Raw genomic sequence first — 26,254 nt, forward strand, 5'->3', positions numbered from 1 at the left:
AAAATCCTTTTTTTCGTTCTTTTGGCTTGACCCAAAAGAACCAAAAGGTCAAGATTTGCCAAAGCTCCCACCGCACTAGGCCAAACGCTGGCTCGCTGGCAAATCCTCCCACCGCGCCCTTCCGATCAATGTTTTGTTTATACAAATAAAATTCAAACCTAAATTCAGGATTTATTGACTTTGGGTTTGCTAAATCCAGACATTTCCTTTTTGAAGATCCCGGATTTTTCTAAATCGGAGTGACATTCACTTTATTTTATAAATTCCCTCTTAATTCCTGCTCGCGTTCGATGGCTTCAAAAAGCGCTTTGAAGTTGCCTTTCCCGAAGGACTTGGCACCCTTTCGCTGAATGATTTCGAAGAAAAGTGTTGGGCGATCCTGAACAGGTTTGGTGAAGATTTGAAGCAAATACCCCTCGTCATCCCGGTCAACCAAAATATTGAGATCCTTGAGTGGCTGAAGGTCTTCATCGATTTTTCCAACACGGTCTAATAAATCGTCATAATAAGAGGAAGGTACTTCAAGAAATTCTACGCCTCTTTTTCTCAACTCGCTAACTGTGTGACAGATATCATCTGTCGCAATGGCCATGTGCTGTACGCCAGGACCACCGAAAAATTCGAGGTATTCTTCGATTTGGGATTTCTTTTTGCCCGCTGCTGGTTCGTTAATTGGGAACTTGATGTAACCGTTTCCATTGGAAACGACCTTGGACATCAGTGCGGAATATTCAGTAGAAATGTCTTTGTCATCGAAGGTCAAGAGAAGTTTGAATCCCATGACTTGTTCGTAGAATTCAACCCAGCGATTCATTTGTCCTAACTCTACATTTCCAACACAATGATCTATGTATTTTAAACCGATGCCAGTTGGCTGATAGGTGCTTTTACGAGGGCGATATCCCGGTAAGAAAACACCATTGTAATTTTTTCGCTCTACAAAGGTATGGATCGTTTCTCCATAGGTGACGATTGAGGCTACTTTTACTTCACCAAACTGATCTTTGATTACCTCTGGTGCTGACGCAGATTCAGCTCCACGGGAAGTAGTTTCTTCCCAGGATTTTTCTGCATCATCTACCCAAAGCGCCAGAACTTTGACTCCATCCCCATGGCGCTGAATATGCTGTGCGATAGGGTGATGTGGACCAAGAGGAGAGGTGAGGACCAGTCTGATTTTGTCCTGTTTCAAAACATAGGAAGCACGGTCTCTGACGCCGGTTTCAGGACCAGCATAAGCGATCAATTCAAATCCGAAGGCATATTGATAGTAAAGTGCACTTTGCTTGGCATTGCCAACATAGAGCTCTACATAATCGGTACCGTTGAGAGGAAGAAAGTCTTGGTTCATAGTGGGTCAAATTTGGGTTGTTATTCTGTTTCAAAGGTAGAAACAAAGCCAAAGAAAATTTGGTTTGTTGAGAATCTTTTTTTGAAGGAGTTCTCACGGATTTCTCAGATGAACACAGATTTTAATAGGTTGAACTTTTAGGTTCATCTGTGGTCATCTGTTGCATCTGTTAGAAAAATCCTCTATTCCTGCGGATTCTGATTCCTCCAAAGCGTGATCCAAGCCATAATCAAAAATGTCAAGGCCCAAGCTCCTAATGCAGAATCCATGGCTAACCAGAGCAAAAGGAAGTAGTAGGGCATAGCTAAAACATACCCGATCAAAAACTTCCATGTGGAGCTGAAAACTTCATCTTCCACACTCTTTCTTTTCCATAACCACAACCAGTACAATGGTAGATTAAAAATTTTCATCAGCTTGTTGTTTAAGCTTCCAACCATAGACAATGGATTAAGGACTTGGCCTGTTTCCAGAAAGGTGTGAACCTCGGTTTTGGAAGTCAAATCAACCTCATGTTCGATCAGTTTTTGAAGCGTCGCCTCATATCCTTCGTCCGGAATGTCAACTATCAGGGATCTGAGTGCATTTTCCACTGATTTGGTCAGTTTGCCAGATTGGGCGGGTGGCATATCCACAGGAATAACTTCTCCAAAAGTAATCCTTACAGTGCCCCCTGAACGCATGTGCGCACTGAATTGAAGTCCTACGGGCAAAATCACCGGTTCCAATTCCGGATACTTTTCTTTTAAACCAAAAGCAATACGAGTAAATCCTTTACTCAGCTGTCGAAGATTTCTCACGAGGCTGTGACTGCCTTCGGCAAAAATTACGACCGTCCCATTTTTTTTAAGTACTTCAAATGCCTGATCAAATGTGTGCTGGTTTTGCTGAATCGTGGAAAAACCATCACGAACCCGATAGACTGGAAGCATTCGAATAAAGTGCAGCATTCGGGCGATAGCAGGATTGGTAAATACAGCAGCACGGGTCAAAAACCAAGGCTTGAGTCGTGTGTGGGTTGCCAAAAGCAAAGGATCGATCAAGGCATTTTGATGATTGGCAACAAGCAGTACAGGTCGATTTTTAGGTAGATTTTCTTTGCCTTCGACGATGATTTTGCGGAAATAGCCGTGAAGGGCGACTTTCACCAAAAATCTTAAAATCGCATTAATCAGGTTCTTCATTGGCGTAATTTCCAAAGGCTGGCTATGGTCATCCCGGAAATGAGATGCCAAATTCCCCACAATGCTGTGATGATAGCCATGCCCCCAAGACCCTCAAAGTAAGTGAAAATTAGTACCAGCCCCAACCCGGAATTTTGAATACCTGTTTCGATGGTCAGAGTTTTGACATCTGCTAAAGGTAAACGGCCAACTTTTCCAGTCAGAAAACCAGCACTTAAGGCAATAAAATTGTGTGCCAATACCCAAAAGAAAATGAGTCCGATATATTGAATAAAAATGTCAAAATTTCCGGCGAAGGCCAATCCAATAAACGCTGCAAATATTAAAATACTAAGCGGTTTAAGGATTTTGGAGGCTTTTTCGGTAAATCTCGGAAACTTCTGACGTGTAAGAATTCCAAATATCAGTGGAACTCCTAAGATAATTGCAACAGTGAAAAATACATCCCAAATATCAAGACTGATTTCACGAAGCAGGAGGGAAGTAGGCCCGTAAAATCCAGCCCAAAGTGCAAAATTCAAGGGTGTGCTAAAAATTGAAATGACGGATGAAAATGCAGTCAAACTCACCGAAAGCGCAGTATTTCCTTTAGCCAGACTGCTGAGAAAATTGGAAACATTACCACCTGGACAAGCCGCCACCAAAAACATTCCCAAAGCAACACTAGGGGGTGGTTGGATAATAGAAATTAATGCCCAAGTCAAGAGAGGCAATAGTAAAAACTGAGAAAAAATACCTAGAACAAATCCTTTTGGATTTTTGATTAAGTAACGAAAATCCTCCCATTTCAAATCCAAAGCCACTCCATACATGATTAGCGCTAATGCTAAATTGAGCAGAATCAAATCATTCTGAGAAAAATTAAGCCGAATCGAATCGAGTGGGTTGGGGGTGGACATTTACCCGAAAATCAAATGAAATGTTGGGAAATCAAAATATTAATCAAAGCTAGATTTGAGTATGTCATTTTTTTAAAAATATTATCTGATTATACGCTATTCTGCCAGTAAACAAATTTAATAACTCAATTGGGTCGGATGGCGGGTGTCCGATGTCCGATGAAGCCTAACATTTGGTGTTTCCAGGTAATTTTAAGTCTATACCAATTCTACTGGCAAAGTTCCGTATATACATAAAATATTAAAAGTAGTTTGGGACTTTAACTGCGAATAACCGTAAAGAATATCCTAATATTCAGTCCACTTAGCTTAATCAGTTTTATGTTTTCAAATTTTCAGGTCATACCAAAACTTCCCGCTATCAATCTGGATGAAACACTTTCTCATTTTGAAAAGGCTTTAGGATTTACGCTAGTCAGTCGGTATCCCGAGTATTTAATTATGAAGAATGGGACAACAGAGCTTCACTTTTTTGAATTTAAGGAGCTAGATCCTTTGACCAATTATTCGATGATTTATATCCGTGTGCCTTCTGGAATTGAGGAATTATATCACAAGCTGGAAAAAGCTGGTGCCAGCATGCATCCAAATGGGAAGTTGGAAATGAAACCTTGGGGAATTAAGGAATTTGCGATCCTAGACCCCAATCACACATTGTTGACTTTTGGGCAAAAAGTATAGGCAAAGTCGAGTTTTTGCCCATAAAAATTGTTGCCCTCTTCATAATTCAGTTTCCCCAGTTTTTTGCAAGAATGATTGCTTGTGCAGAATTGAATACCTTTTACTAATAACTTAAGAACCAATAACCCAATCCTCTTATTCGCAATAGCTACTCAATTCCTCGTCACTTTTCCGATTCCATTTATTTGTTCCTTGATCACATTGGGATTGCCTTTGTAGCTGACGGACCCAATTCCGTCCACAGTAATGGATAGATCTCCTTCGCAGTGGACTGAGACTCGGCCGATTCCGGAAGATTTTAGGGTCATGTTTTGAGCGATAAGATTAGATGCATCCACATTTCCCATTCCTTCATTGTTCAATTTGATTTCATCAGTTTTGCCTTGAAGGGTCAAATTCCCCATCATATTGAAGTCTGCGTCAATTTTATTTGCAATCAGTTCAAGCTTTAAATTACCCAGACCTTCACCTTTTACTTTTATATCGGTAACCTCAAAGGGTCCTTCAGTTTTTATATTCCCCACACCTTCAAACTCAAAAATTTTCAAATCAGATAGTGTTAGGTAGACATCAAGCTTTGAGTTTATTTTAAAGAAGTTTTCATTTACCTTTTCAAAATCAAGTGTTAGCCATTCCCCATCGCGGGTAACTTTAAGCTTTTTAATCAATGCCTCATCACCTTCTAGGCGTAAGTTTGGCTGATCTCCCTGAGAAAGAAAGAGGTTGAAAATACCGCTCATCTTTAGTTTAGTTGCTCCATCTACAGCCTGTTCGTCAATGACTTGATTTTCCGATTTGCTGTTGAAATTTGCCGTGCAAGATTGAAGAATTACTGCTAGCAAAAGGGCGAAGATAGCATAGTTGGTTTTCATAGAGCTGTGGTTGGGATTTAGGGTGATCTTTTCAGAAAATACTTTTTGAAATGCCCTTGAGTTAGGTTTCTCATAAAGGGTAAAGATTATCTAGGGCATTCCATGTGACCGTTTAAAATCAAATTTAAAACACATGAAATCGAGCCTGCCTGAGGCAGACAGGCATGACCCAAAGCGACACACAGAGGGATGTTTATTATCCTTGCGAAGATTCCATATGGCCATTGAAAAAACAATTATAATCATATGAAAGTTAAGGATCTTTTTTTAAAAAAAAGAAGGATTTCCCAAAACGTCAATTGTTCGGGAGAATGGAAATAATAGGAATTGTTGATCTCTCTTTTTACGACTTGGAGAATTGTTTTCCACTTTTTCGAAAAGTAACATAGCCGAAAAAAGAAATTCCCGTTCAAATTAAATCCGAACGGGAATTAGATGATACAAAAAAACTAAATCGCTTAAGCGACTTTCACATTTATTGCATTCATTCCTTTTTTGCCTCGCTCTGTGTCAAAGGTAACCTTGTCGCCTTCGCGGATGGTGTCTACAAGACCACTTACGTGTACAAAAATTTCCTCTCCTGAGGCATTGTCAACGATGAAGCCAAATCCCTTGGTTTCGTTGAAGAATTTTACTGTTCCGGTATTCATTTGGAAAATTTAATATGTTGATGTGGCTACTTTGCCGATTCAAAACTAACTGTATTAAAAGTAAAAAATTGATTTTCAAGGATTTTTATTTGAAAAAGTTGAAAAAAAATTCAAAAAACCTTGATTTTGGGGTCAATCGCCCTTGTATCATTAAGAATTTCAAAGGAAATCAGTCCATAAAAACTTAAATCTTGATGATCTTTCCTTTTTAGTCTGAAAAATTCGCCCGAACATCCTCTGAAAATTCCGGTGAAAATCATCAGGAATTCCGAGTTGTTTTGAAATAGTGTTGTCGTTGAAAATACCTACTATTTTTGGATTCAAAATCACCAATATTTTATTACCCCTTCCATGAATATAACTCACCGAGTCAAAGCCTTTCAAGAACTTACTGTAAACGAGCTTTATGAATTATTAAAGCTTAGATCCGAAGTATTCGTGGTGGAGCAGAACTGCGTGTTTCAGGACATGGATGATAAGGATCAAAAATGTCACCATGTGATGCTCTATTCAGATGAAGAGCTAGTAGGGTATAGTAGGCTAGTTCCTGCCGGTGTTTCCTATGTGGAAATGGCGATAGGTAGAGTCATTACCGCTGCTTCTGTGAGAGGAAAGGGACTGGGAAAAGTGCTGATGGAATTGTCTATTGAATATTGTCGAAAACTACTCGGTCCTGGTGATATTCGGATCGGAGCTCAAACTTATGCGCTTGGCTTTTACTCTTCTTTGGGTTTCGTGGCAGAAGGAGAAACCTATGATGAAGACGGTATTGAGCATATCGAGATGGTGAGGAAAAATTGATTGGGGGAGTTTTTTATCATAAAGGAACCGAAGTAACTAAAAAGTTTTTCACCACAGAGTACTCAGAGAAAAGGAGAGTTAGTGGGGCATAATTTTTCTAAGAACCTCAGGTGTAGTTTCCTTGTCTGCCTTTTAATGAACACGGAGAAAAGCCAATCTCTCTCTTTTTCTCTGTGGTAAAAAAAATCAACCATGCCCAGCCCCAGCGGGGCTATGGGTGGGTAAAACATACAATACAAAAAAAATCCAGCGCTGGCGCAGAATCCTTATTTTGGAATGGAATGATCAATGCCAGCGCAATGGAATGTACAGGATAAAGGTATATGAAGACACAGCCCTTAGCTTAGCAGGTGCAAAAAGAAGAATTTTTTTAGCCACAAAGAACACCAAGGTTCGCAAAGTGAAGTCTGAAGACTGCATTATACTAGGCCCAAGTTTGTCCAAGTTTGAAAACTTGAACCACTCCCAAAATTCCATCCTTTATTTCAACCTACTCAACACGAAATCCCTTCCGTTTTCATAGAATATCCGATCTGCAATCCGATCAATAGGCCAGTTCTGAGGAAGAAACAAACCATTTGCGATAATGGCTTTTTCGAAATCCCGAATAAACTTTTTCCTCAGAAAATCAATCTCCCGGCAACTCGTACACCAGTCAATGGCTTCGATCAATCCATCAAAATCGGAACCAATACACAGGATTTTGCACAGCATCTTTTCTACTCCAGCCACTCCGTCCCAGTCTATCCCCAACTTCACACAGTGCAGAATTTGATTGAGGAAATGATGGAATTGATGCGGAGCGATATCCGTTGAGTTTCGTTTGATCAAATCTGTCAATTCTTCAGCATCTGCGCTTTGATAAAGGAGCTTTCCTTTGGTGGAATTGAACAAACCTAACTCCTGATATTCTTGACCAGAAATAAAATCCGTATCGGTCAAAATAAATTTATTTCCCCGCTGCCGAATGCTGATTCTTCCAACATTATCGGAAAAGGAATCCTGATTTAATCTCCTTGCCTTAGTATATCCGATCACGCGCTCGTCCAAAGAAATCCCCAAAAGCCCATCGGAATCATAGATCGCTTTGATATCCTCATCAAACAGGTTGATCGTGGAGGCATTGAAGCCCGGAGAGGGAAAATTATTGAACTTGTATTTGGCAGGTTTTCCCAATTTCACCCGGTAACAATCCCCTTCTTTTCTGGATGAATAGATGTAATCATTGAAGCTTTCGGTATCAGATTGGAATCTAATTCCGCAGATCCCTGAATGGGAAGAGACAAGTGGACTGTTAATTTCTTGATTTTTGCGATACTCGTAAAGTTGAAATCTGGCAGGAAGACTCATGTGCTTGATATCTGTGCAGATTTCCTCCTCTTCAAGCAATGTGACTAGCTTTTTTCCATATTCTGAAATTCCTTGGTGAATAGGACGAAGGTCCTTTTCATCAAAATTACTTACCCGCATGCCATCCATCGCATAGGCCTGATTGCAAAATGCCCCATTCATTCGGTCGATGTGGGTGAGGTTGGCCATCAGAACTTTGATGTTTCGACTTTGGAGTTTTTTGAGATTTTTGCAGATATCTTCCAAAATCACCGAGGGATCTTCCTCATTTAAATTGCTGCGCAAAGAGTGGATTCCTTCGACGGAACAGACGACAAAAAGTGTATTCAAGGTAGCCTCGTTCCATTGGCTTTTGGCGGTAAGGAATACGATTTTTCGTCCTGCCTGAAAGGGATCATCCACAGGCAAGAGATCCAAGTCATTTTCCACAATGGAAAAAGCGTTATTTTCTATCAATAGCTCTTGGTAGCGCTCATGACTCAACACCTCCCCAAAACGGGTGTGCTGGAATTTTTCCAGAAGGTTCATAAAGGTTTTTTTGCTGCTTAGGGCTTTGACCAAGTCAATGTCCGGAGCAAAAAGCGGCATCACCACGACCTTGTAGCCGGATTCGATCAGCATATCCGGGGAGGATTGGGAACCAAACATTTTGTCGAGCGTCCCCAAGGCAAAGAGTTCAATCAGCTTGGACAAGCCATCCTTCAGATCGACTTTGGTGATGGCCTTCCATGGGCTGGTGGAGTTCCCATTTTTGGAAAACTGATTTTTCAATGTCAAGTGCAGGTGAGAATCAAAGAAGTAGCTCATAGTAAAATGATTTAGATAAAAGGATGGATTGGATCGATGAAATGGAGATTTTTGCTTTTCTTATAGAATAGATTTGATTCATTTCTAGGTTGCTGGTTTGGTCAGAATCCATTTGATTGAATAGGATTTCCCTTTGGGAAAATATTTTAAATAGCTGCATTAGCGTCAAACAAAAATATGTAAAGCACTAAAAATCAGTACTAACGAAAGTTAATGAATTTTTAATTCTCTGAAAATGAGAATAATTGGACTTTAGATAAATAGGAATGATTTCAAAATATGGTTTTCCCAATCGACTAAACTCGATTGCAGCCCAAAAACTGAACAATTTTGCCTCAGAAAAAAATAACTAGTAAATTCATCTGGTATATTATCTTTTCAGAATAAAATAATTAAGTTAGTTTTATGAAAAAAGTATTGCTCTTATTACTGTCCCACTTTTTGCCCAAGGTCAGGTGGGAAAAGATTCCAAGTTTTTGGGAGGGAACATAGTCTACACTATGTTCAAGTATGATTATGAAAACCAGCCTGCGACACACTACCTGAACCTTGAACTTTACAACGGGAAGTTCATCAGCAATACTGTGGCCATAGGTCCAATCGTATCGCTGGAGTCACAGTGGAGACAAAGCATCAATCCGGTAACAAACCTGTTTGAAAAATCAAATTCCAATTCCTACCTCGGTGGAATGTTTGTACGAAAGTATTTTGAGCTCAGTGAGAAGTTTTTCTTAGCTATGGAGGGATCTATTGCTGCAGGAGTGGGGCGAAATTCAAGTTCGAGTGAATCCGAATCAGTCTTCAATTACCAATTTGCGTTCACGCCGATGTTTATCTTCCAGCCAGTACCGAAATGGGCTTTTCTAGCTAGGGTGGGTGAATTGTCTATACAAGACAGGTCCAATGTGGTCAATCTGACTCGTGTTCAAGTTAACTTGGGGCAGGTAAGTTTTGGAGTGAATTACTTCCTCAATCAGGAAAAGAACAGGTAGTGCATTTAAACTACCTGCTTAACATGTAGAATATATCCAAAGTGGTCTGTAAGGACATAGACCATTGCGATATGGGAATTGAAAAGCTGCCAATCGATTTTGGCTTTCATTGTGAAGAGGCTGCCATCAATTGGAATGCGACTTTACCCCATTCTGCCAAGAATCAACATCTCAACTGAAAATCTCATCTCCATAAAAGATTTAATCCAAAACAGAATTGGAAATTATTGTCGGTGAATAACCTTGGATGTGTGTAAATTTCATTGTCCAGTGCGCTTACAAGGGATGATGTCACGAAGTTAACCTCTACATCAAATGGTAATTTCTTTTGCGTTAGCTCGTGGGTTGGGATTTTTGATCCATAGCCCCAGGTAAATCCTTTTCGGTTTCCAGTAACCCAGATATCTCCATCATCTTGTATACCAGAGGGTCCCTTTTCGTTGTAAAATCCCAATCGAAGCGATATTCTTTTCCAAAACCAAGCTTCGGCACCTATACCGAAAGCACTATTGTATAAGTGATCTTCACTACGTGGATCTTTTCCAGGAAGGTAGTCCTGAAATTGAAGTTCTAAGGATAGATCCAAGGATTTTTCTGTTCCCTCAAAGAATTTTTTTCCTTCTGCAAAGCCAGATTCCATGGGAATGCTCATGCCATAGGCAGCACCAAGTCTAAGGATTATTGGAAGGTAATTATAACTAATTAAGTCTTCGTAAGTCTGCTCAGTCTTATTGTTAAACAGGAAATTGAATAAGCTTCCTGAAACACTAATGGATTGATTCTGTATTTTTTCTGAAGAAAAAATATCAAGGCTTTTTCGGTAATTGACCCCAATAGTAGGAATGAAATCGCTGTTGGTCTTTTCTCCGTTGATCGCATTTTCTGTTATAAAATTTCCTGCTAATCCAAGGTCTAATCCTTCCATTATTCTATATGATGCTACTAAGGATATTCCAGTTTGGTTAAAATTATCTGTGCTAAATGGCTTGGAACCTATAATGCTGGTCCATACTGGGTTATTATCCCGATAGGTGAATAAAGAGGCTCCAACGGAGATTTTTTCGGTGATTCGGTATGCTGATCCTAAAAAATAATACCGAGATTTTGGTCTATAAGTGTGGCCATTTGCATAGTTGGCATATACTTGAAAGGGCTCCTCTATTGCTGCAATTGAGGCAGGGTTATAAAAGGAATGTTCAATTCCACTTTTAGTCAGCGTAGTAAAACCCATACCCTGGGCTCTGCTACTTGTCAAAGCATTATTTAATAATCCAAAATAACCCGGCGGATAATAATATGAGACAGCTTGGATTGCATTGGTTCCTTCTATCGCATGGACCGGATTGATTATTTGGTCGGTAGGTGAACTTTGGGATAGTTGACCAAATGCTGCCAGGGTGATGAAATTGGCAAAAAGAATTGTTGAAAGTCTTTTCATGATAAATAATTTTGAGTTTTATCATCTATCGGTGCCAGATTAAAAAAGTGAACAAAAAAAATTAAAATTTATTTGAGCTTTTGATTTTGCAGGATTAGGAACTTTGCCTCTTTTCTTTCTGATTTTTCAAAGTAGGGCAAACTCAGTTTTTAAATGGGAAGGGCTAGGTGCTTATTTTTGCTGTTGATGACTTGAGCACATTTGAATAAAAATAGAAAAATCATAGGTTATTCATAATTATAAAGACCAAGCCATTGAATAACAATTAGAAATGAATTTACTGCTATGGCAATATAACACACGTATTTGATCGGAATAGGTATGGTTGGAATGCACATTCGGATTTGTACTTCTTTCTCCAAAGTTTCCACCCAAATCAAAATGATCATTCCATATAAGACTATTTCTTCATGAATGCTGTAGGCAAACAATTCATATTTTTCATTCACTAAAAGTATCAGTCCTAAAGGGAGTAAGGTGATCATTAAGCTGATCCAATCGCCGACGACAGGTAGCCCTATCAACTCAACCAAAATCTCCCTACCATATTCTTTCAGATTTCTGGGTTCTGGTTGCTCTTCCTCTTTTTCCTGCTTCCATATTTTCCGCCCCAGACCTTGTAATGATTTTCCGATTAACCATAAAATTATGACAGTCAACAAGGTGAGAGCAAATGAAATAATGAGGGAAAAAGGAGTAATCTCAAATCCCTTTGCATTGAGAACTACTAACACCACATAAGGATAGAAAATCAAAGTTATAGCTGAGATTATCCTGATGTTTCTCTTTTTCAGCATGGAAAAAAATCGATTGGAACTCTTTTGAAAATTTAAAAAATATTTAATTTTTTTTATGTATCCTGGAAAGAAATTATTGATAAAAAATTTAATAAAGAGCTCAATTAGAGACAGATCCAATAGTTTTCTTGCAGTGGTTTGCGTCTTCAAAATCCACTAAGCTTATTCCCAGATACTAAATTCATTGAGGGGAAAAAGGCTCAGTATTTCAAAAATTGCTAAGAGGTCTTTTTTTATCAATTTCCCGAATTTAATTGAAGTCCAAAAACTTTATTTTTTCTATAAAGGCAACCAATTGAGCTGAGTTTTTTAACTCCAATTTCTGCATGATGTTTCTTCGATGGGTATTGACTGTCAGTTCACTTAAAAATAGTTTCTCCGCAATTTCTGCTGAGGTGAATCCCTCTGACACCAGGTTGGCAATCTGTTTCTCTCTTTTACTCAAAATTTTTAAAAGTGATTGAGGATTAAATGGTTTAGTTTGCGAAAGCAGTGAGGCAGGAAAGGAGGGTATGTTTTGCAAAGCATTGTTTAAGGCTTCCAAAAGCGTCTTTTTACTGATTGTTTTCTCCAAAAAGCCAACTGCTCCTGCTTTCTTGCAATTTTCCATTACTTCCGGATTCGACTCCATAGTCAATACAATCACCTTAGTCAAGGGGTAATTTTTTTTTAAAATCCGGAGTGATTCGATACCATTGGAGTCAGGAAGAAAATAATCTAGGAGGATCAATTCCGGCTGAAGTTTCTCTGCCAGTTGCATGCCTTCACTTAAAGATTGTGTATGGACCAATTCCCTGATGAACGTCTCATTTCCCAGAAGCGAATGTATGCCTTGAGCAAAAAGCAAGTGATCATCGAGGTGTAGTACCTTGATTTCGGTGAAGTTAAGCATACAGCGGGATTAAAATTGTAAGCGAAGTTCCTGTATGATTTGATTCCATATCAAAAGATCCTCTGAGATAAATGATCCGTTCCTGAATATTTTTCAAACCAATTCCTGTAGTGGAAGAGGAAATATCCATACCCTTGCCATTATCTTCTGCAATCAGCTCGATTTTCCCCTCTTGCTCCACTAGACTCAGCAAAGCTTCCCGGGCCTCGGCATGCTTGACAATATTTTGAAGCAATTCATTGCAGATCCGGTAAAGAATCAATTGCTGGGATTTTTTGATCGGAGACATCACTTGGTAATAGAAATTAATTTCTATGGGATATTTCTGGTTGAGAAGATCTATTTGGAGTTTCAGTACTTTTTCCAAACCGTTTTCTTCTAAATAATGCGGTGTAAGGTTATGACTTAGTGATCGAGCTTCCTGAATACTTTGTTCGATCATCTGTTTCAGATCGGAGAGTGGTTCTGATGGGTAACTCTCCGATAGCATTTCTGTTTTGATATAAAGACTTGCCAACATTCCTCCAATACTGTCGTGGAGGTCTCTTCCTAGGCGTTGTCTTTCGTCCTCCTGAACTTGGATAAGTTGCTCTGCTACCTTTTTCTCCTTTTCCAGAATTTCAATGACAAGTCCTTCTTTTTCTCTTTTGAATAATGAGGCCCGCCTCGCAAATGCTGCCGTGATCAATCCTGTTTCGCCCATCAGTCCAAAAGCGCTTCCAAAATCCAGCAAATTATGAGGAATCCCCATTGGTACTAATTTTTGATTCAGCTGGATCACGATTCCAAAGAGCGCAAGGAAGGCAATACCAAGGAGGTAATAGCCTGCCAAGGGGACTTTTGCCCGCCATTGGAGAAATGAATAAAGCAAAAGCAAAATACTGGTGATCAGGGAAACGACCCCCGTGGTTTGTAGAAAAAGGATCTTGGAGGGAATGGATTCTAAGATTCCCAAGGGAAGCAGGATGGATGCCAGCATGATCGATTGAAGGATAATGATTGCCCAGATTCCTTTTGCTGTTGATTTGCCGGTGGTAGTGGGTGGAAAGAATTTTACCACCAAAAGAAGAATCAGCACATTGGTCAGTAGATTGAAAAATGGCCGGGCAATGCCTACCCAATCGATTTGATAGGGCCAAATAAACTGAAATGTCAATCCCCAATGCGTGGATAGCCATAGGGAAATGGACAGCACATAAGCGGCGTAGATGGCTCCAATCCAGGCTTTTAATTCGATGGCAAAAAAAACAGCAAAAATGAAAATGATGCTCATCCAGCCAAGAATCCATCCCATGGCCAAGGTGTCATTGGACTTGCGCTGATAGAATGTCTGGAAGTCAAGCACCTCTGGTTCGATATGGAAAGTTTCGCCGACTTTGTCCAAGAGCAAAAGAAATCGCAGGTTGCCGGCAGGAGGGACTACCACCGGGATCACCAAGTCCCTGTCCAAAAAGGGCCGCAGTCCAAAAGGCAAATAATCCCCCAACTCCATGGAAGCAGTGAAAGCATCGTTTTCAAAAACACTTATCCGGTTGATATGCGGATTGTTTGGTACGAAGAGGAATTGACGCGTCGAATCGGAAGGATTTGTGAACGTCATCCCTAGCCACCATTGATTGCGGGTAATTCCTGAATTGAATTGGTTTTTATTTTGAATGAGGGTGTCCGCAATCGCCCATGCCTCTTGAGGAGTATAATTTTCGTCAGGGAAGATGCTGAATAGGGGACTGGAATCAGTTTTTTGCCTGCATGAAATCAGCCAAAAGAAAATCAAAATCAATATCGAAGACCTATGCAAGATCAATGAAGCATCTCGCAAAGTTGGGCTTACCCAATATGTGACACAAATTCCCAAGAAAGCCAGTGTTATTAAAATAGGGTGATAATGCAACTAAGATAGAGATTGATTGGATTTTAAAAAGAGTACAACTCAAAAAAATACCAACTTCTTGGTATTGGAAGGAGTGTAGATAACTTCAATTTTTGTGATGTGATTTTATGGACTTGATCCAAATCCTTAAACCCGATTTATACAGCACGCCATAATTAGATATATGAACTTGAATAGAAAATTGATCCAGTTATTTTTTCTAATTTTTTTGACAATCATTATTCCAGGTTGTGACCTGCTGGAGAGCCTTAAAAAAAATGAAGACGTATCCTATTTCATCTCCAGTTTTGAGTCATTGAGTAATCCTGAGGTCAGCGGTTCCTTTACTGATAACGGAGCTCCAGCCAGTAATCTCAGTGTAACGAAAATCACTGCAAGTGAATCACAGATTACTTTTACTTTAGCTAGCCCTAATTTGGTGAGACTGACCTTTTCCATTCCTGCCAAAGATGGTACTTATACGATAAAAGAAGATGTCCCATTTAATGAAGAAGGGATTGAGATTTACGCAGAAGGGTATTCATTCTTTGGGAAATCAGGCACTGCGACTGTCAGCAGCCACAAAGCGGATATCTTAGATGGAACTCGAGGTAAAATTTCATTTAAGTTAAAGGGAGATGGGGTCTTTGGGGGGAGTGATCCCCGATCCATTGATCGTTCTATAGGCTTTGATCTGACAGTGAGTTTTGACAATAGGAATGATCCTATAGCATCTACACCAAGCAATCCCGGGGGCAGTACAGGTGGCACTACAGGTGGGGCGACCGGAGGATCAGGGACTGCCTCCTGCGTCAATTTTATTGATGCAAAAAACTTGGTGAGTTATTGGTCACAAATTAAGCCAGGTAGTGCAAGCGGAACAGGCAGAAAAGTCGCTGGAAATACCATTTTCGCCGATTACAAATCCACAGACGTTGCCTTAGTCATAGAGGCGACCACAGCAGGGACGCGCTATATGGTTCAAATCATGTTGACGGGTTCCAATTTAGTAGCCAACAAAACCCTTGAATTTCGGAATGCCGGTGCTGGAACTGGCCTTACTAACACCGGGGCAGTGGGGCGGCTGATTGCATTTAACGGAACGGTAAATGACGATTGGCGGACCAACAGAGACTTCGGTAAAAACAAGCCAATGGGAACACTCAAGATCCTTACTGTGACTCCCGAAATCACAGGGGAATACAGCTTTCAGGCATCTGGTGATGGATATCCGAGCCTTAATAATCAATTTGTGAATGTAAGTGGAACCTTCTGTATCAAGCCTTGATCGAAGAACTTGGGAGAGATTTTAGTTGGTCATCTTTGTAGACGGTGCTTTCTGGCATGGATTCAACTGGGGAAATCAGAAACATGACATCAAGTCCAACCGTGAATTTTGGATCTCCAAAATCGAACGGAATATGGAGCGCGATGAGGAAGTCAATCAATTCTACCGATCCAAAGGCTAGACGGTTTTAAGATTTTGGGATTTTGAGGTGAAGTTGGGAGCTTGTTTAAAAACGGTGTTAAATCATTTACAGATGGGGTATTGTTAGTAAAAAATTTCTTGAAGCAGTTCCGCAGAGAGGTTGAATAGCTTAAGGTCAAAAATTTTTTTCAATGAAATTATATAGATTAGGTATTCGGTAACTTCAACAGACGGTAACCAAAAATATTGTTTTCACTTATAGTTGTAGATTGTTTAAATAAAAAAAGGCCCGCATCCAAATGCAGGCCAGTTCTTTTATCTGATTACGTTTCGTTTCCGAAAGAGGCTTGATCAGATCTAACAGTACAAATATACGGATTTCCTTATAGATTGTTGAATGAAAGCTTCACTTAGGTATAAATATCTTTCAAGATCGAGATACAATCGGTATTTAAGAGCAACTGCTCATAATTTGACCAAGGCAAAACGACTTTACCTTGCAAACATGAGACTAGCGCAGGCTTTTCATCCGTTGCTTAGCCAATTTGAGGTTGTATTAAGAAATTCTTTAAATGAAGTTTTAATCTCAAATTTTTGTGATGCTGAATGGATTATAAACCAAAAGTCTGGATTTATGTCAGATTCAAGCCTAAATCAATCACATTTCTTTCTTCGAAACTGCGTCAGTAAAACAGAGAGACAGCTAACATCAAAAGGTATCCCTGTGACTTCAGGAAAAATAATCTCTGATCAATCAATGGGATTCTGGGTAGCTTTTTTTCTTCCGCACCATTATAGTTTGGTTTCGGGTAGCCCAATACATTCTTTCCCCTTTAAGCCAGCCACTGAAAACAGAGCATCAATACATTCTAAATTAGAGGAAATTAAGAACTTTAGGAATAGAGTAAACCATTGCGAGCCTTTGTGTTTTTCTGCAAGCACTATTGATTGCTCTCCAGCATTACAGATTAGGTCTCACCTTTATGATCTTGTGCGTTGGATTGATCCGAATTTGCAAATATTTTTCAAAGAGTTTGACGGCATCCTAGCACGGTGTAGGCGCATTTCAATTATTTGATTCGAATTATCAAGTTTGAAGTTAATTTTTAAATCCCTTTAGATTTTCACTTTAGCCAATTCTGAAAGTGAGGCTGTAAAAGGCCTGCCAGAAAGGTTTCTTGTTTTGAAATTTTTGAGAGCTTTAAAATCCCAACTTACTCCCAAAAATTCCTTTTCACTTAGTGGTTCAATTTCAATTACTAAATAGAATTTTTCCTCTACCTCAGACTTTATTTCTTCTTTGGGATATCTAGCTTTTTTCCCGTCCAAATCATTAAGGGAGTAAACTTTTGGGCCTTTTCCTACTATTTTCCACAGGCGATTGGAATTTATGTCACCTCTACCATGAAGCAATAGATACTTTGCAGCGACAGTTTCTAAATCGAGATTTAATGATCCTGTTCAAGTCCCAGTTCTGAAATTATATTTGTTTTCTTTTTCAATCCATTCCAAATGTTCTGGTGATTTATAGTAGCCTACCAAAACATAAGTTTCATCGGGAATCAAATGTCTGTTAAGTCCATATGTTTCCGGTAGGTATTCACTGACTCTATCTTCGTCTTTGGGCCGATTTTGATAAACTTCATAGGATTTGAAAGCGATTTTTTCCCTTTGGGAGGCGCGATTGATGAAATGGTCTATTACTTCTTTTATAAAGTTTTTAAGATCGTTAGTTCCATCTGAAGTTTTAGATGGTTTAACTGGAAAAGCACCTAAGCCCGGAATAATTTCATGAAACCCTTTCCTGTCAATTTTTTCTGTTCCTGGATATAAAACATAAGCGCCTCCTGTTCGTCGAATTGCATCCTTGTAGGCATGCATTTTCATCAAATCAGCATTTTTGTAAAATCCCTTTCTATTTTGGGATTTTTCTTCATTCAATACACTTTCGTCATCCTGATCAGTAATAATAATAATATTATCAACCTTGTATTTGGCGTCAAAATGAACGTGGACAATTAGTTCTTCCTCTTCAGCCTGAGCATCAGTAATTCCAAAAGGCCAAACAGATAGCGTATAATCGGGTCTAAGGGTAGTCGTCCAACTACCTGAGGAAGGATATTCATTTTTCCCTTTGAATGAGCGATTGTAGTTAAACTGAATATGAAATTTTCTTGACCCAGAATTATAAACTCCCTTCATTGGAGTGAATTTCCCCTGTCTTAAATTCACATTCAGTCCGTTATCCTTACGGCTGATCAGTTTTTCAATATCCTCTGCTTCAATATCAAACATGGATTGAAATAGCTCCAATAATTTGAAAAACAACCAATACTCGTAGAGCGTAGCGATGTCCTTTTTACCTCCCTGATAGACATCTTCACCACCTTTCCAGATGAGTTTAGCGGCCAAATCAAACATCAGCCAAACGCGCAACACTTCCCGATACCCCTCTTTTCGTTGTAAAACAGGACTGTTGAGTTTTAAAGAATAAGGTTTCGAAATCTCACTGAAAACGCTGTGATGTAGCTGATTTTCCAATTCATAAATCAATGATGCAGATTCCTTAACCAGAAGATTTCCTTTATTGAGTTTCTTTGCTTTAGTGTGGATTTCTACACAAAACTTCAAAAATGTCTCGAGTGCATATTTGATAAACCGGTTTTCAGGTGTGTCCAATGAGTCAACCTTTCTATTAGACTGGATCCTTAATGGGACTGAGTCGAGACCATAATTTCGTAATTGATGGTTGGTGGGCAGGGGTGATCTGTTATTTCCTTTAACTAATTCTGAAACAGCACTCCTACAAAATCTTCGGACATTTCGTACATCCCGAAATTCTATTTCATCCTTCCAGGTAGTGACTGGATAAGATACAATACGGTGTACTGCCTCCGAAAATTCTGTTGTTCCAATGATTGATTTCAGGAAAATAAACCGCTGATAGAGTACATCAGGTGAAATCTCCTTAGAAAAATTAGGTTCAAAATTCTGATATACCGGTGAATTGATTTGAAGAAGAAGATCTGTACATTTTTCTGTGATATACTCGAGCATATCACGATAATCATCACGATAGTTAGATTTTCTTGATCGGACTTCCAGAGAGATTTTAAAAACAGGTTCTGTATTCCCAATTTTAAAAAGAGGTATAGAAAGGGTTCCAACATAAATATTAGGTGCAATGCTACCTATATGCCCAAGTTTTCTATGAGGCTGGACAATATTTCCTTCAATACTTTCCAAAAAGTAATCTTGATCATTTAGCGCATAATCATAAAAACATCCCTCAACCAACTGATACCTCGCCTCATTGTGATTTAAAGCGTCAGTTTCTTCGTCAAATAGAGTCCCTAATTGCTTTTCAAGGATTTCAAGAACAAGGTTCTTCTGAACGAAGGAAAGATCAATTGATATGTTTGTAGATAAAGGCATTTCTATGCTTCAGCAAAGCTGGCAAATCCATTTTCTATTGCTCCTCGATGCATTCTGGAAAGCTTTTCGAGCGAAAGAGGATATTTAACGTCACTATTTTTTTCAAACTTAAAATCATTATCATTAAAAACGTCTTTCTCAATTTCCATTTTTTTTGCCAAACAGAGCTGACCGAGGGTGGAAAGAATTGGGACCAATTTTCTTCTTGAACCGTGAAGTTTTGGCAGAAGTTTTTGGATAATGGCAATATCCAGTTTGGCATCTTCATCTAGACTTGGGTCAATTTTTCCCAAGCGGTCGATTAGTTTTAGTATTTCCGTGGCTGATCTGTAACCAAATTCTGCTCCGGCTTTTTTCAGTTCGACAAAGAATTTTCCCAACTCAGTTTTGATACTTTCCATTCCCTCAGAAGGAACTGACGTATCCAAGGCCATATCCAAAAAGCTTTTTGCCATTCCCGCACCTTTAGATTTCAGATTTTCCATTTGGATTTCCCCGACTTGATTCAGGAAGGATGTCATTTCATCAGGGGTTATCCGGAATTCGATAGTATTCGCTCGATCCAGAACCTTGGGGCTAAACATGTGGGTGGTCTCATCGAAATTGACCGTACCGATTATAAACAGGTTTTTAGGGATTCTGATTTTAGGCGGAACGCCGCTTATGGATTCTCCGCCGCTGTGCAGGAAAATCTCCTCATCGGATTCCATGGCACTGAGGAAGTCCGCAAAATACCGCTCCACATGACTTAGGTTCATCTCATCCAAAATCAAAAAATGAGGGAGATCCGGATTTTCATTTGCTTCAATCAAAAGATCCAAAGCTCCATTTTCAGGTTTTATATATTCCTCGGGATTTAAGGCATTGGGATAGCCTAATAAGGGTTCTCGATTAGTCCAATCTGCTCCTACTGGAATAATTATATATTGGGTATCAACCTGACTAATCCAAGAAGTAAATGCCTGTGCTATTTTTGTTTTCCCTGATCCTGAAAGGCCAGTAAGTATTAGAAAAGGTTTGGCTAAGAGGGAGGCTGTAAAACGAATGTTTAAAACCCAATCATATAGTAGAGCCGAGTTCCTTAAAGCATTTTGGAAATAAAAAACTTTAAAATCTTTTTCTTTAACCAAAATGGAAGCTTTCAAATTGTATTCTAAAAACTCCTTGTATTTAGCTAAACTTGCAGAATAAAAATATCTCTCACCGTAAGAAGGAGCATCTTTATTATAAATATAAGAGGATTTGTCTTTTTGAATTTTTTTAACTTCAGTATGTAATTCAGAAATTAGATTCAAATCCTCAATTTCAAAAATGGATTTTTTATAATTCTTCCATTTTCAAAGAATCTGTCAGACAACCAATTTAACGACGTGATATAAGCGGGGCCAGCTCCAGAATCTTTAGTCAAATTGTTTGAAACCCATTTTTTGAACTCTTCCTTATAATTCATTTTATGTTTTTTTGACAAAATCAATTCTTATCCAACTTATCTGAAGACTAAGATAGTTGAGTTTTTGGACTTTTAAGCTTTCAATTGATCCAAACTCTTCCGATGCTGAATCAGGGACTTAATCTGGGAAATTGCTATCTGATTGAGTTGAAGCAAGCGTTCGGATTGTGTCAAACCCTGATGGATTAAAAGTGCATTGGTGCTTTCCATATTTGACCAGCAGACATGATAAATCGGTTAACCCCAGATTCTTGTTCAATTACCCCGAATTCGGGGTAATTGAAATTGGGATTATTTATTTTTTCCCAAATTCCAAGATATTCCAGAGTGTTTTTGTTTGTGATCCATTTTCCAATTAAACCACTTCCTTCTTTGAAGCCTATAGTCATATCGGTAAGGCTTATGAAATCAGAACTGAGGATTTGGATTATGGTAATCTCTGTTCCCTTAACCGTTATTTTCTTTCCCTTTGCCGTAAAAAATTTGGTTTAATTTTTTCAAAGATTGGCTTTGATATCTCATGTTCAATTTCAAATAATGAATATCGAATTGTAAACATCGAATGATGATTTATTAAATGAATTCCAAATCCTGAATTGCCTCCTGTCCCGATCTCTCGGGGCTGGAGGCAAAAAGAATCCAAATTTATCTTACGGGCTTTAGCCCAATTAACCCTTAAATTTTTCAAAACCATATTTTGAAATAAACTCCTCATATTCATCTTGAAAAGTCTTTTTCAGATGATGCTCCTCTTGATTTTTGATGTAATCCCGAGTTTTATCCACCATAGATTTAGAAACTGAAACTGCAAAATATTCATCTTGCCATTCGAATTTCTCTTTTGTTAATTTGTTTTTATTGATCCAAAAGGATGATTCTCCTTTTAAAAGTTGGAGAATGTTCTGGATGGTTTGATCGACACCAAGAGAAATCAAACAATGGCAGTGGTCGGAATATCCATTGATGAAATCGACGAAGATCTCTTTTTTTTGTGCGTTCTCACGGATATGATTCCAAACTTTTAATCTGAGTTCTTTCGAATTTAAATGTGGTACCCTGTTTTTGGTGCTCCAGACGAGGTGGATGTGAACTTTTACAAATGGCATAATTGAAAAATTTAAGAGAAAAAGAATTGGGCTAAAGCCCATTGACTATTATCCTAATTTAGTTGGAATGGGCTAAAGCCACATTCCTATTCAATTACTTTTTTCCGAAAAAAACGATTACTGGTATAATTGACTTGAGGAATGGCCTAAAGGCACATTCCTATTCAATGGAATCCCGATTGAATTTTCTCCTGCTTTAGCTTTATGAATTTTGGCTAAAGCCTGGAAAACAATTGTATCACAACCTGATTGAATGGGCTAAAGCCGCATTCCTATTCAATGGAATCCTGAATGAATTGCCTCCTGCTTCGGCTTGATGAATTTTGGCTAAAGGAAAACAATTGTATCACCACCTGATTGAATGGGCTGTAGCCGCATTCCTATTTAATGGAATCCCGATTGAATTGCCTCCTGCTTCAGCTGGAGGCAATAAGAATCCAAATTTACCTCATGGGCTTTAGCCCAAATTCTGTCAAATCAAGCCAACTCCCTCAAATCCACAGGCACTACTCGCGACACGCCCGCTTCGATCATGGTAATGCCATAAATAATATCCGTGCTGGCCATGGTGCGCTTGTTGTGCGTCACGATGATAAACTGGCTTTCGGTGCTGAACTTCTGGATGATCTGATTGAACTTATCAATGTTGGCATCGTCTAGCGGGGCGTCTACTTCGTCAAAAATACAGAAGGGCGCAGGCTTCAGTAGGTAGATCGAGAAGAGTAGGGAAGTGGCCGTCAAGGTCTTTTCCCCACCACTGAGTTGATTGATGGTGAGAGGACGCTTGCCTTTGGGCTTGGCGATGATCTCGATGGCGGACTCCAGAGGATTGTCCGGATCGACAAGGGTCAGATCGCAGTCATCCTGCTCGGTAAAGAGTGAGCGGAAGACCTTGATGAAGTTTTCCTTGATCTTACCAAAGGCATCCAAAAAGGTTTCTCTTGCTACCAAATCGATCTCTTTGATGGTATTGAGGAGACTTTCCTTGGCCTGGATCAGGTCATTCTTCTGCCCAGTGATGAAGTCATATCGCACTTTGATCTCGTCGTAGGCTTCCATGGCCATCGGGTTGATCGGGCCGATTTTCTCCAGTCGCTCTTTTTGCTTTCGCACCAGTTCTCGGAGTTCTTCCTCTGCAAAATCCATGAATTCCGGATCCAGTGCAGAGTTTTCTTCCATCAGCGCATCCAGATCCAATTCAAATTCCACACTCAAGCGTTCCTTCATTCCGCTCATCTTGAGTTTAATCTCGTTGATGGCGTTTTGGAGTTCCTGTAGTAATACATCAAAACCTTCCTTGGACTTTTGGAGAGATCGTATTTTGGTGTCCGTCTCATCGATCAAACCTCGGGCGCCGTAGTAGTCTTTTTCTGCTTCGGTTACGCCTTGCTCGATGCTTTCCTTTTCGGAATACAGCTCGATCAGTTCATCGTCTTTGACTTCATTGTTGTCCAGCAGGCTTTTGATCTCCGAATCCAAGGTGGCGAGTTCGGCTTGTGACTTTTCGATTCGCTCTTTGGAACTGTCGAAGGCATTCTGCTTGAATTCGATTTCCTGTTCCAGGCTGCTTACTCTATTAACTTGCTGAATAAAGGTGATATTCTCCTGATTGAAGGTTTGTGACTTCTCAGCGAGGGTCTTGTTTTCTGCTTCGACTTCTTCATTGACCAAAGCCAATTCTTCTGTAAGCTCCGCAAAACGGGCTTTTTCCTCGGTCAGCTGTGGAAGTATCTCAGTCAGACTTTCCTCCAAACTTGCAATTCGGTCGAGAATATCTTCCCGCTTGTGACTGTTGGAAGATAGGAGTTCGGCAAGCTGTTCCTTTTTGGTGCGGATGGAAACGTAGCCTGAATTGAGTTCGTTGATGCGGTTTTGGCTTTCTTCCAAGGTCTTTTTGTGGCTCACTTCCTTCAGCTTCATCAAGTCGCTGAGCTTTTGATCCAAGTTGGAGCGTGTCGAGCTGACCTTTTTGCTCAGGTCTTTGATCTCCCGATCCAGTTTCTCCAGATTCTTGGCCCGGCCGATCCGCTTTCCTTCGAAAAGTCCTACCGAACCACCGGAAAGGGAGAATTTACGTTTGGTGTATTTGCCGCTTTCCGAGAGGAAAACGCAATCGGTATCCACAGGGAAGTCCTTGTAATCTCCCTGCACGATGTAGACATTGTCCAGGATGAAATTGATCAGTCGGCTGTATTTGACGTCGAATTCGATGATCTCTGTCGCAGCGATTGCATTGGCGAAAAGCTTACTTTGCCCTGCCTTAAACCGCTCAAAATGCTCCAGAACAAAGAAATTGGCTTTGCCACGTGCTGCATCGCTGAGTAATTGGATGGCGGCGATCGCCTGATCCTCGGTCTCCACTACATAATAGTTCATGTAGCTTTCGAGGTAATTTTCGATCGTCACGCGATACTTTTCATCGGTGGTGAGCAGATCGGAAAGTAGGGGAATATCCTTGCCCCAAGAAGCGTTTTTCTTAAGGAATTTGATCGCCTCGGGGAAGCCTTCGAGGTTTTCGACCAAAGACTTGGTGAGGTTGAATTCGTTGGTTTTTGAGTCAAGTTTACGGGAAGAAAGCGTGAGTTCTTCACGGATCATTTCGATCACGCGATTGGTTTCCTCGATCTTCTGATCCTGATCTTCCTGCTTGGCCTTGAGTTGGGAGTAAGCCCCTGTTGCCTCATCAAGCTCAGCCTTCAGTTCCACCATCTTATCCTCAAACTCCACCAAGCTGGCTTCCTGTGAAGAGTCGTCGGAGGAAGTTCGCTCAAGTTCCTGCTTCAGCGTCGAAAGCTGAATTTGCTTAATTTCGACATCTTTGCTGAGTTGATAGACTCGCTCTTTGAGGCTTTCGAACTTTAGGCTTTGTTCTTTTTGGCTCTGTTGCTTTTCGGAAGTAATCAGCTTCTGCGCATCGTATTGCTCTCGAAGTTCGGAGACGATATGGTCCTTTTCCGCAAGGATTTTCTCCGCGGATTCTTTCTCCTGATGTAGGGATCGGATGGAGAAGCCTGCGCGGTCATTTGACTTTCGGTCAGTATCGATTTGCTCGCGCAAAGCTTGGGAGCGATCCTCGAGGAAGCGCATCCGCTCGTTTTTGATTTTCTTCTCCGACTCAAAAGACCGAATTTTATTCACGTGCTCGTTGAGTGTTTTCTGTCGAGAGGAGAGGAGTTTTTCCTTTTGGATCAGATCGGCTTTCAGTTGCGCCAAAAGGGCTTCCTGATCTGCAATCTGAGTTTGGATTTGAAGTTTGCGATCAGATTCAGATTGGATTTTAGAATTTGCTTCAATCAGATTAGTAGCGTATTTCTCGATGGATTTCTTCGCCAAATTGATGCTGGCAACGCGATAATCCGCTTTGATCTCAAAATATCTTGCAGCCTGCTTCGCCTGCTTTTCCAGACTTTTCAGGTTTTTGTCAATCTCAAAAAGTAAGTCTTCCACTCGGGCAAGATCTGCGTCTGTGTCTTCGAGTTTGCGGAGAGTTTCCCGCTTTCGGTTTTTGAACTTGGAGATCCCGGCAGCTTCTTCGAAAAGTTCGCGACGGGAGTTGTTTTTATCATTCAGCAATTCGTCGATCATCTTGAGTTCGATGATCGCGTAGGAATTGGAGTTGATCCCCGTATCCATGAAGAGGTTGGAGATATCCTTTAGGCGGCAGGTGACACCATTGATTTGGTATTCGCTTTCACCGGTACGGTAGTAGCGACGGGTGATGGTGACGTGGGTATATTCGGTTGGGAGGAGGTTTTTGGTGTTTTCAAAAGTCAGGGAAACCTCCGCCATATTGGTTGGCTTGCGGTTTTTGGTACCGTTGAAGATGACGTTTTCCATCTTGTCGGAGCGGAGCATTCGGGACTTTTGCTCGCCGAGCACCCATCGGATGGCATCGACGACATTTGACTTTCCGCAACCGTTTGGACCGACGACACCTGTGATTCCCTTGTCGAAGTGGATGACCATTTTATCCCCAAAACTCTTAAAGCCCTTGATCTCCAGTTTACTGAGCAGCATTCGATTTTTTTTCTCCTTGTAAAAGAAACAAAATAAGTCCAAAGCAGGGAAATGGCAAATTTTAAGTAGCAAGTATCTGGTATCAAGTAGCAAGAAGGGGAATTATGATTTCGGATTTCGGATTGGGGATTTCTGATTTTTGTTCCCGCTGATCAACGCAGATCCTTATCGCTGATTAACGCTGATTTGAAATTGGGATATTAGTTCTCTGGAATTTTAACTTGGTAATTTTC

23 protein-coding genes are annotated in these 26,254 nt (G+C 40.1%); 6 read left to right on the plus strand and 17 right to left on the minus strand.

Annotated elements, in window-relative coordinates; all coding sequences use genetic code 11:
- Positions 1–256: 256 nt before the first annotated feature.
- The 3 genes from hppD to ACK4HU_RS00480 form a co-directional block, all read right to left on the minus strand.
- Complete coding sequence (hppD, locus tag ACK4HU_RS00470) at positions 257–1,351, minus strand: 4-hydroxyphenylpyruvate dioxygenase (protein ID WP_409802796.1); 1,095 nt, start codon at positions 1,349–1,351, stop codon at positions 257–259.
- 182 nt (positions 1,352–1,533) lie between these two features.
- Positions 1,534–2,535, minus strand: coding sequence for a 1-acyl-sn-glycerol-3-phosphate acyltransferase (locus ACK4HU_RS00475; protein WP_409802797.1), 1,002 nt, complete (start codon positions 2,533–2,535; stop codon positions 1,534–1,536).
- Positions 2,532–3,434, minus strand: coding sequence for a bile acid:sodium symporter family protein (locus ACK4HU_RS00480; RefSeq protein ID WP_409802799.1), 903 nt, complete (start codon positions 3,432–3,434; stop codon positions 2,532–2,534). Before ACK4HU_RS00480 ends, ACK4HU_RS00475 begins: the two co-directional genes overlap by 4 nt.
- A gap of 321 nt (positions 3,435–3,755) precedes the next feature.
- Here ACK4HU_RS00480 and ACK4HU_RS00485 point away from each other — a divergent pair, with 321 nt between their 5' ends.
- On the plus strand, positions 3,756–4,115 hold the full coding sequence (locus ACK4HU_RS00485) for a bleomycin resistance protein (protein ID WP_409802801.1): 360 nt from the start codon (positions 3,756–3,758) through the stop codon (positions 4,113–4,115).
- 152 nt (positions 4,116–4,267) lie between these two features.
- Here ACK4HU_RS00485 and ACK4HU_RS00490 read toward each other — a convergent pair whose 3' ends face one another.
- Together ACK4HU_RS00490 and ACK4HU_RS00495 are read right to left on the minus strand one after the other, a co-directional pair.
- Positions 4,268–4,987, minus strand: a complete 720-nt coding sequence (locus ACK4HU_RS00490; RefSeq protein ID WP_409802803.1) for a head GIN domain-containing protein — start codon at positions 4,985–4,987, stop codon at positions 4,268–4,270.
- A 458-nt stretch (positions 4,988–5,445) separates the two neighbouring features.
- Positions 5,446–5,637: a cold-shock protein gene (locus ACK4HU_RS00495; protein ID WP_103923601.1), complete on the minus strand. Its 192-nt coding sequence runs from the start codon at positions 5,635–5,637 to the stop codon at positions 5,446–5,448.
- Positions 5,638–5,988: 351 nt separating this feature from the next.
- Here ACK4HU_RS00495 and ACK4HU_RS00500 point away from each other — a divergent pair, with 351 nt between their 5' ends.
- Positions 5,989–6,438: a GNAT family N-acetyltransferase gene (locus ACK4HU_RS00500; RefSeq protein WP_409802805.1), complete on the plus strand. Its 450-nt coding sequence runs from the start codon at positions 5,989–5,991 to the stop codon at positions 6,436–6,438.
- A gap of 480 nt (positions 6,439–6,918) precedes the next feature.
- Here ACK4HU_RS00500 and ACK4HU_RS00505 read toward each other — a convergent pair whose 3' ends face one another.
- The gene (locus tag ACK4HU_RS00505) at positions 6,919–8,595 is read right to left on the minus strand and encodes a hypothetical protein (RefSeq protein WP_409802806.1); all 1,677 of its coding nucleotides are present in this window, start codon (positions 8,593–8,595) and stop codon (positions 6,919–6,921) included.
- Between the two features lie 500 nt (positions 8,596–9,095).
- On the opposite strand from ACK4HU_RS00505, the gene ACK4HU_RS00510 reads away from it, so the two are divergent.
- On the plus strand, positions 9,096–9,587 hold the full coding sequence (locus tag ACK4HU_RS00510) for a hypothetical protein (protein WP_409802808.1): 492 nt from the start codon (positions 9,096–9,098) through the stop codon (positions 9,585–9,587).
- A 184-nt stretch (positions 9,588–9,771) separates the two neighbouring features.
- Here the strand turns inward: ACK4HU_RS00510 and ACK4HU_RS00515 are convergent, their stop codons facing one another.
- The 4 genes from ACK4HU_RS00515 to ACK4HU_RS00530 form a co-directional block, all read right to left on the minus strand.
- Positions 9,772–11,025 carry a hypothetical protein gene (locus tag ACK4HU_RS00515; RefSeq protein WP_409802809.1) on the minus strand — a complete coding sequence of 418 codons (1,254 nt, stop codon included), beginning with the start codon at positions 11,023–11,025 and terminating at the stop codon, positions 9,772–9,774.
- A 227-nt stretch (positions 11,026–11,252) separates the two neighbouring features.
- Complete coding sequence (locus tag ACK4HU_RS00520) at positions 11,253–11,822, minus strand: hypothetical protein (RefSeq protein WP_409802810.1); 570 nt, start codon at positions 11,820–11,822, stop codon at positions 11,253–11,255.
- A gap of 250 nt (positions 11,823–12,072) precedes the next feature.
- Positions 12,073–12,714, minus strand: coding sequence for a response regulator (locus ACK4HU_RS00525; RefSeq protein WP_409802812.1), 642 nt, complete (start codon positions 12,712–12,714; stop codon positions 12,073–12,075).
- Positions 12,707–14,533 carry a 7TM diverse intracellular signaling domain-containing protein gene (locus ACK4HU_RS00530; protein WP_409802813.1) on the minus strand — a complete coding sequence of 609 codons (1,827 nt, stop codon included), beginning with the start codon at positions 14,531–14,533 and terminating at the stop codon, positions 12,707–12,709. The genes ACK4HU_RS00525 and ACK4HU_RS00530 overlap by 8 nt, the downstream gene beginning before the upstream one ends.
- Before the next feature lie 235 nt (positions 14,534–14,768).
- Between ACK4HU_RS00530 and ACK4HU_RS00535 the strand changes: the two genes are divergently transcribed.
- From ACK4HU_RS00535 to ACK4HU_RS00545, 3 genes are all read left to right on the plus strand, one after another.
- The gene (locus tag ACK4HU_RS00535; protein WP_409802815.1) at positions 14,769–15,872 is read left to right on the plus strand and encodes a hypothetical protein; all 1,104 of its coding nucleotides are present in this window, start codon (positions 14,769–14,771) and stop codon (positions 15,870–15,872) included.
- Between the two features lie 25 nt (positions 15,873–15,897).
- Positions 15,898–16,053 carry a hypothetical protein gene (locus ACK4HU_RS00540; protein ID WP_409802816.1) on the plus strand — a complete coding sequence of 52 codons (156 nt, stop codon included), beginning with the start codon at positions 15,898–15,900 and terminating at the stop codon, positions 16,051–16,053.
- Between the two features lie 465 nt (positions 16,054–16,518).
- The gene (locus ACK4HU_RS00545; protein WP_409802817.1) at positions 16,519–17,091 is read left to right on the plus strand and encodes a hypothetical protein; all 573 of its coding nucleotides are present in this window, start codon (positions 16,519–16,521) and stop codon (positions 17,089–17,091) included.
- Positions 17,092–17,129: 38 nt separating this feature from the next.
- Here the strand turns inward: ACK4HU_RS00545 and ACK4HU_RS00550 are convergent, their stop codons facing one another.
- The 7 genes from ACK4HU_RS00550 to smc form a co-directional block, all read right to left on the minus strand.
- Positions 17,130–17,426, minus strand: coding sequence for a hypothetical protein (locus ACK4HU_RS00550; protein WP_409802819.1), 297 nt, complete (start codon positions 17,424–17,426; stop codon positions 17,130–17,132).
- Between the two features lie 48 nt (positions 17,427–17,474).
- Complete coding sequence (locus tag ACK4HU_RS00555) at positions 17,475–19,448, minus strand: DUF2357 domain-containing protein (protein ID WP_409802820.1); 1,974 nt, start codon at positions 19,446–19,448, stop codon at positions 17,475–17,477.
- A 2-nt stretch (positions 19,449–19,450) separates the two neighbouring features.
- On the minus strand, positions 19,451–20,743 hold the full coding sequence (locus ACK4HU_RS00560; RefSeq protein ID WP_409802821.1) for an McrB family protein: 1,293 nt from the start codon (positions 20,741–20,743) through the stop codon (positions 19,451–19,453).
- Positions 20,744–20,970: 227 nt separating this feature from the next.
- Positions 20,971–21,108 (minus strand): hypothetical protein, encoded by a 138-nt coding sequence (locus ACK4HU_RS00565; RefSeq protein ID WP_409802823.1) that lies wholly within the window; start codon positions 21,106–21,108, stop codon positions 20,971–20,973.
- Complete coding sequence (locus ACK4HU_RS00570; RefSeq protein ID WP_409803195.1) at positions 21,084–21,356, minus strand: KilA-N domain-containing protein; 273 nt, start codon at positions 21,354–21,356, stop codon at positions 21,084–21,086. The genes ACK4HU_RS00565 and ACK4HU_RS00570 overlap by 25 nt, the downstream gene beginning before the upstream one ends.
- A gap of 210 nt (positions 21,357–21,566) precedes the next feature.
- Positions 21,567–22,004, minus strand: coding sequence for an IS200/IS605 family transposase (gene tnpA, locus ACK4HU_RS00575; RefSeq protein ID WP_409802824.1), 438 nt, complete (start codon positions 22,002–22,004; stop codon positions 21,567–21,569).
- 477 nt (positions 22,005–22,481) lie between these two features.
- Positions 22,482–26,021 (minus strand): chromosome segregation protein SMC, encoded by a 3,540-nt coding sequence (smc, locus tag ACK4HU_RS00580; RefSeq protein ID WP_409802826.1) that lies wholly within the window; start codon positions 26,019–26,021, stop codon positions 22,482–22,484.
- Between the last annotated feature and the right edge of the window lie 233 nt (positions 26,022–26,254).

Origin of the sequence: Algoriphagus sp. (assembly GCF_046296635.1) — a bacterium.
Classification (GTDB): Bacteria; Bacteroidota; Bacteroidia; order Cytophagales; family Cyclobacteriaceae; genus Algoriphagus.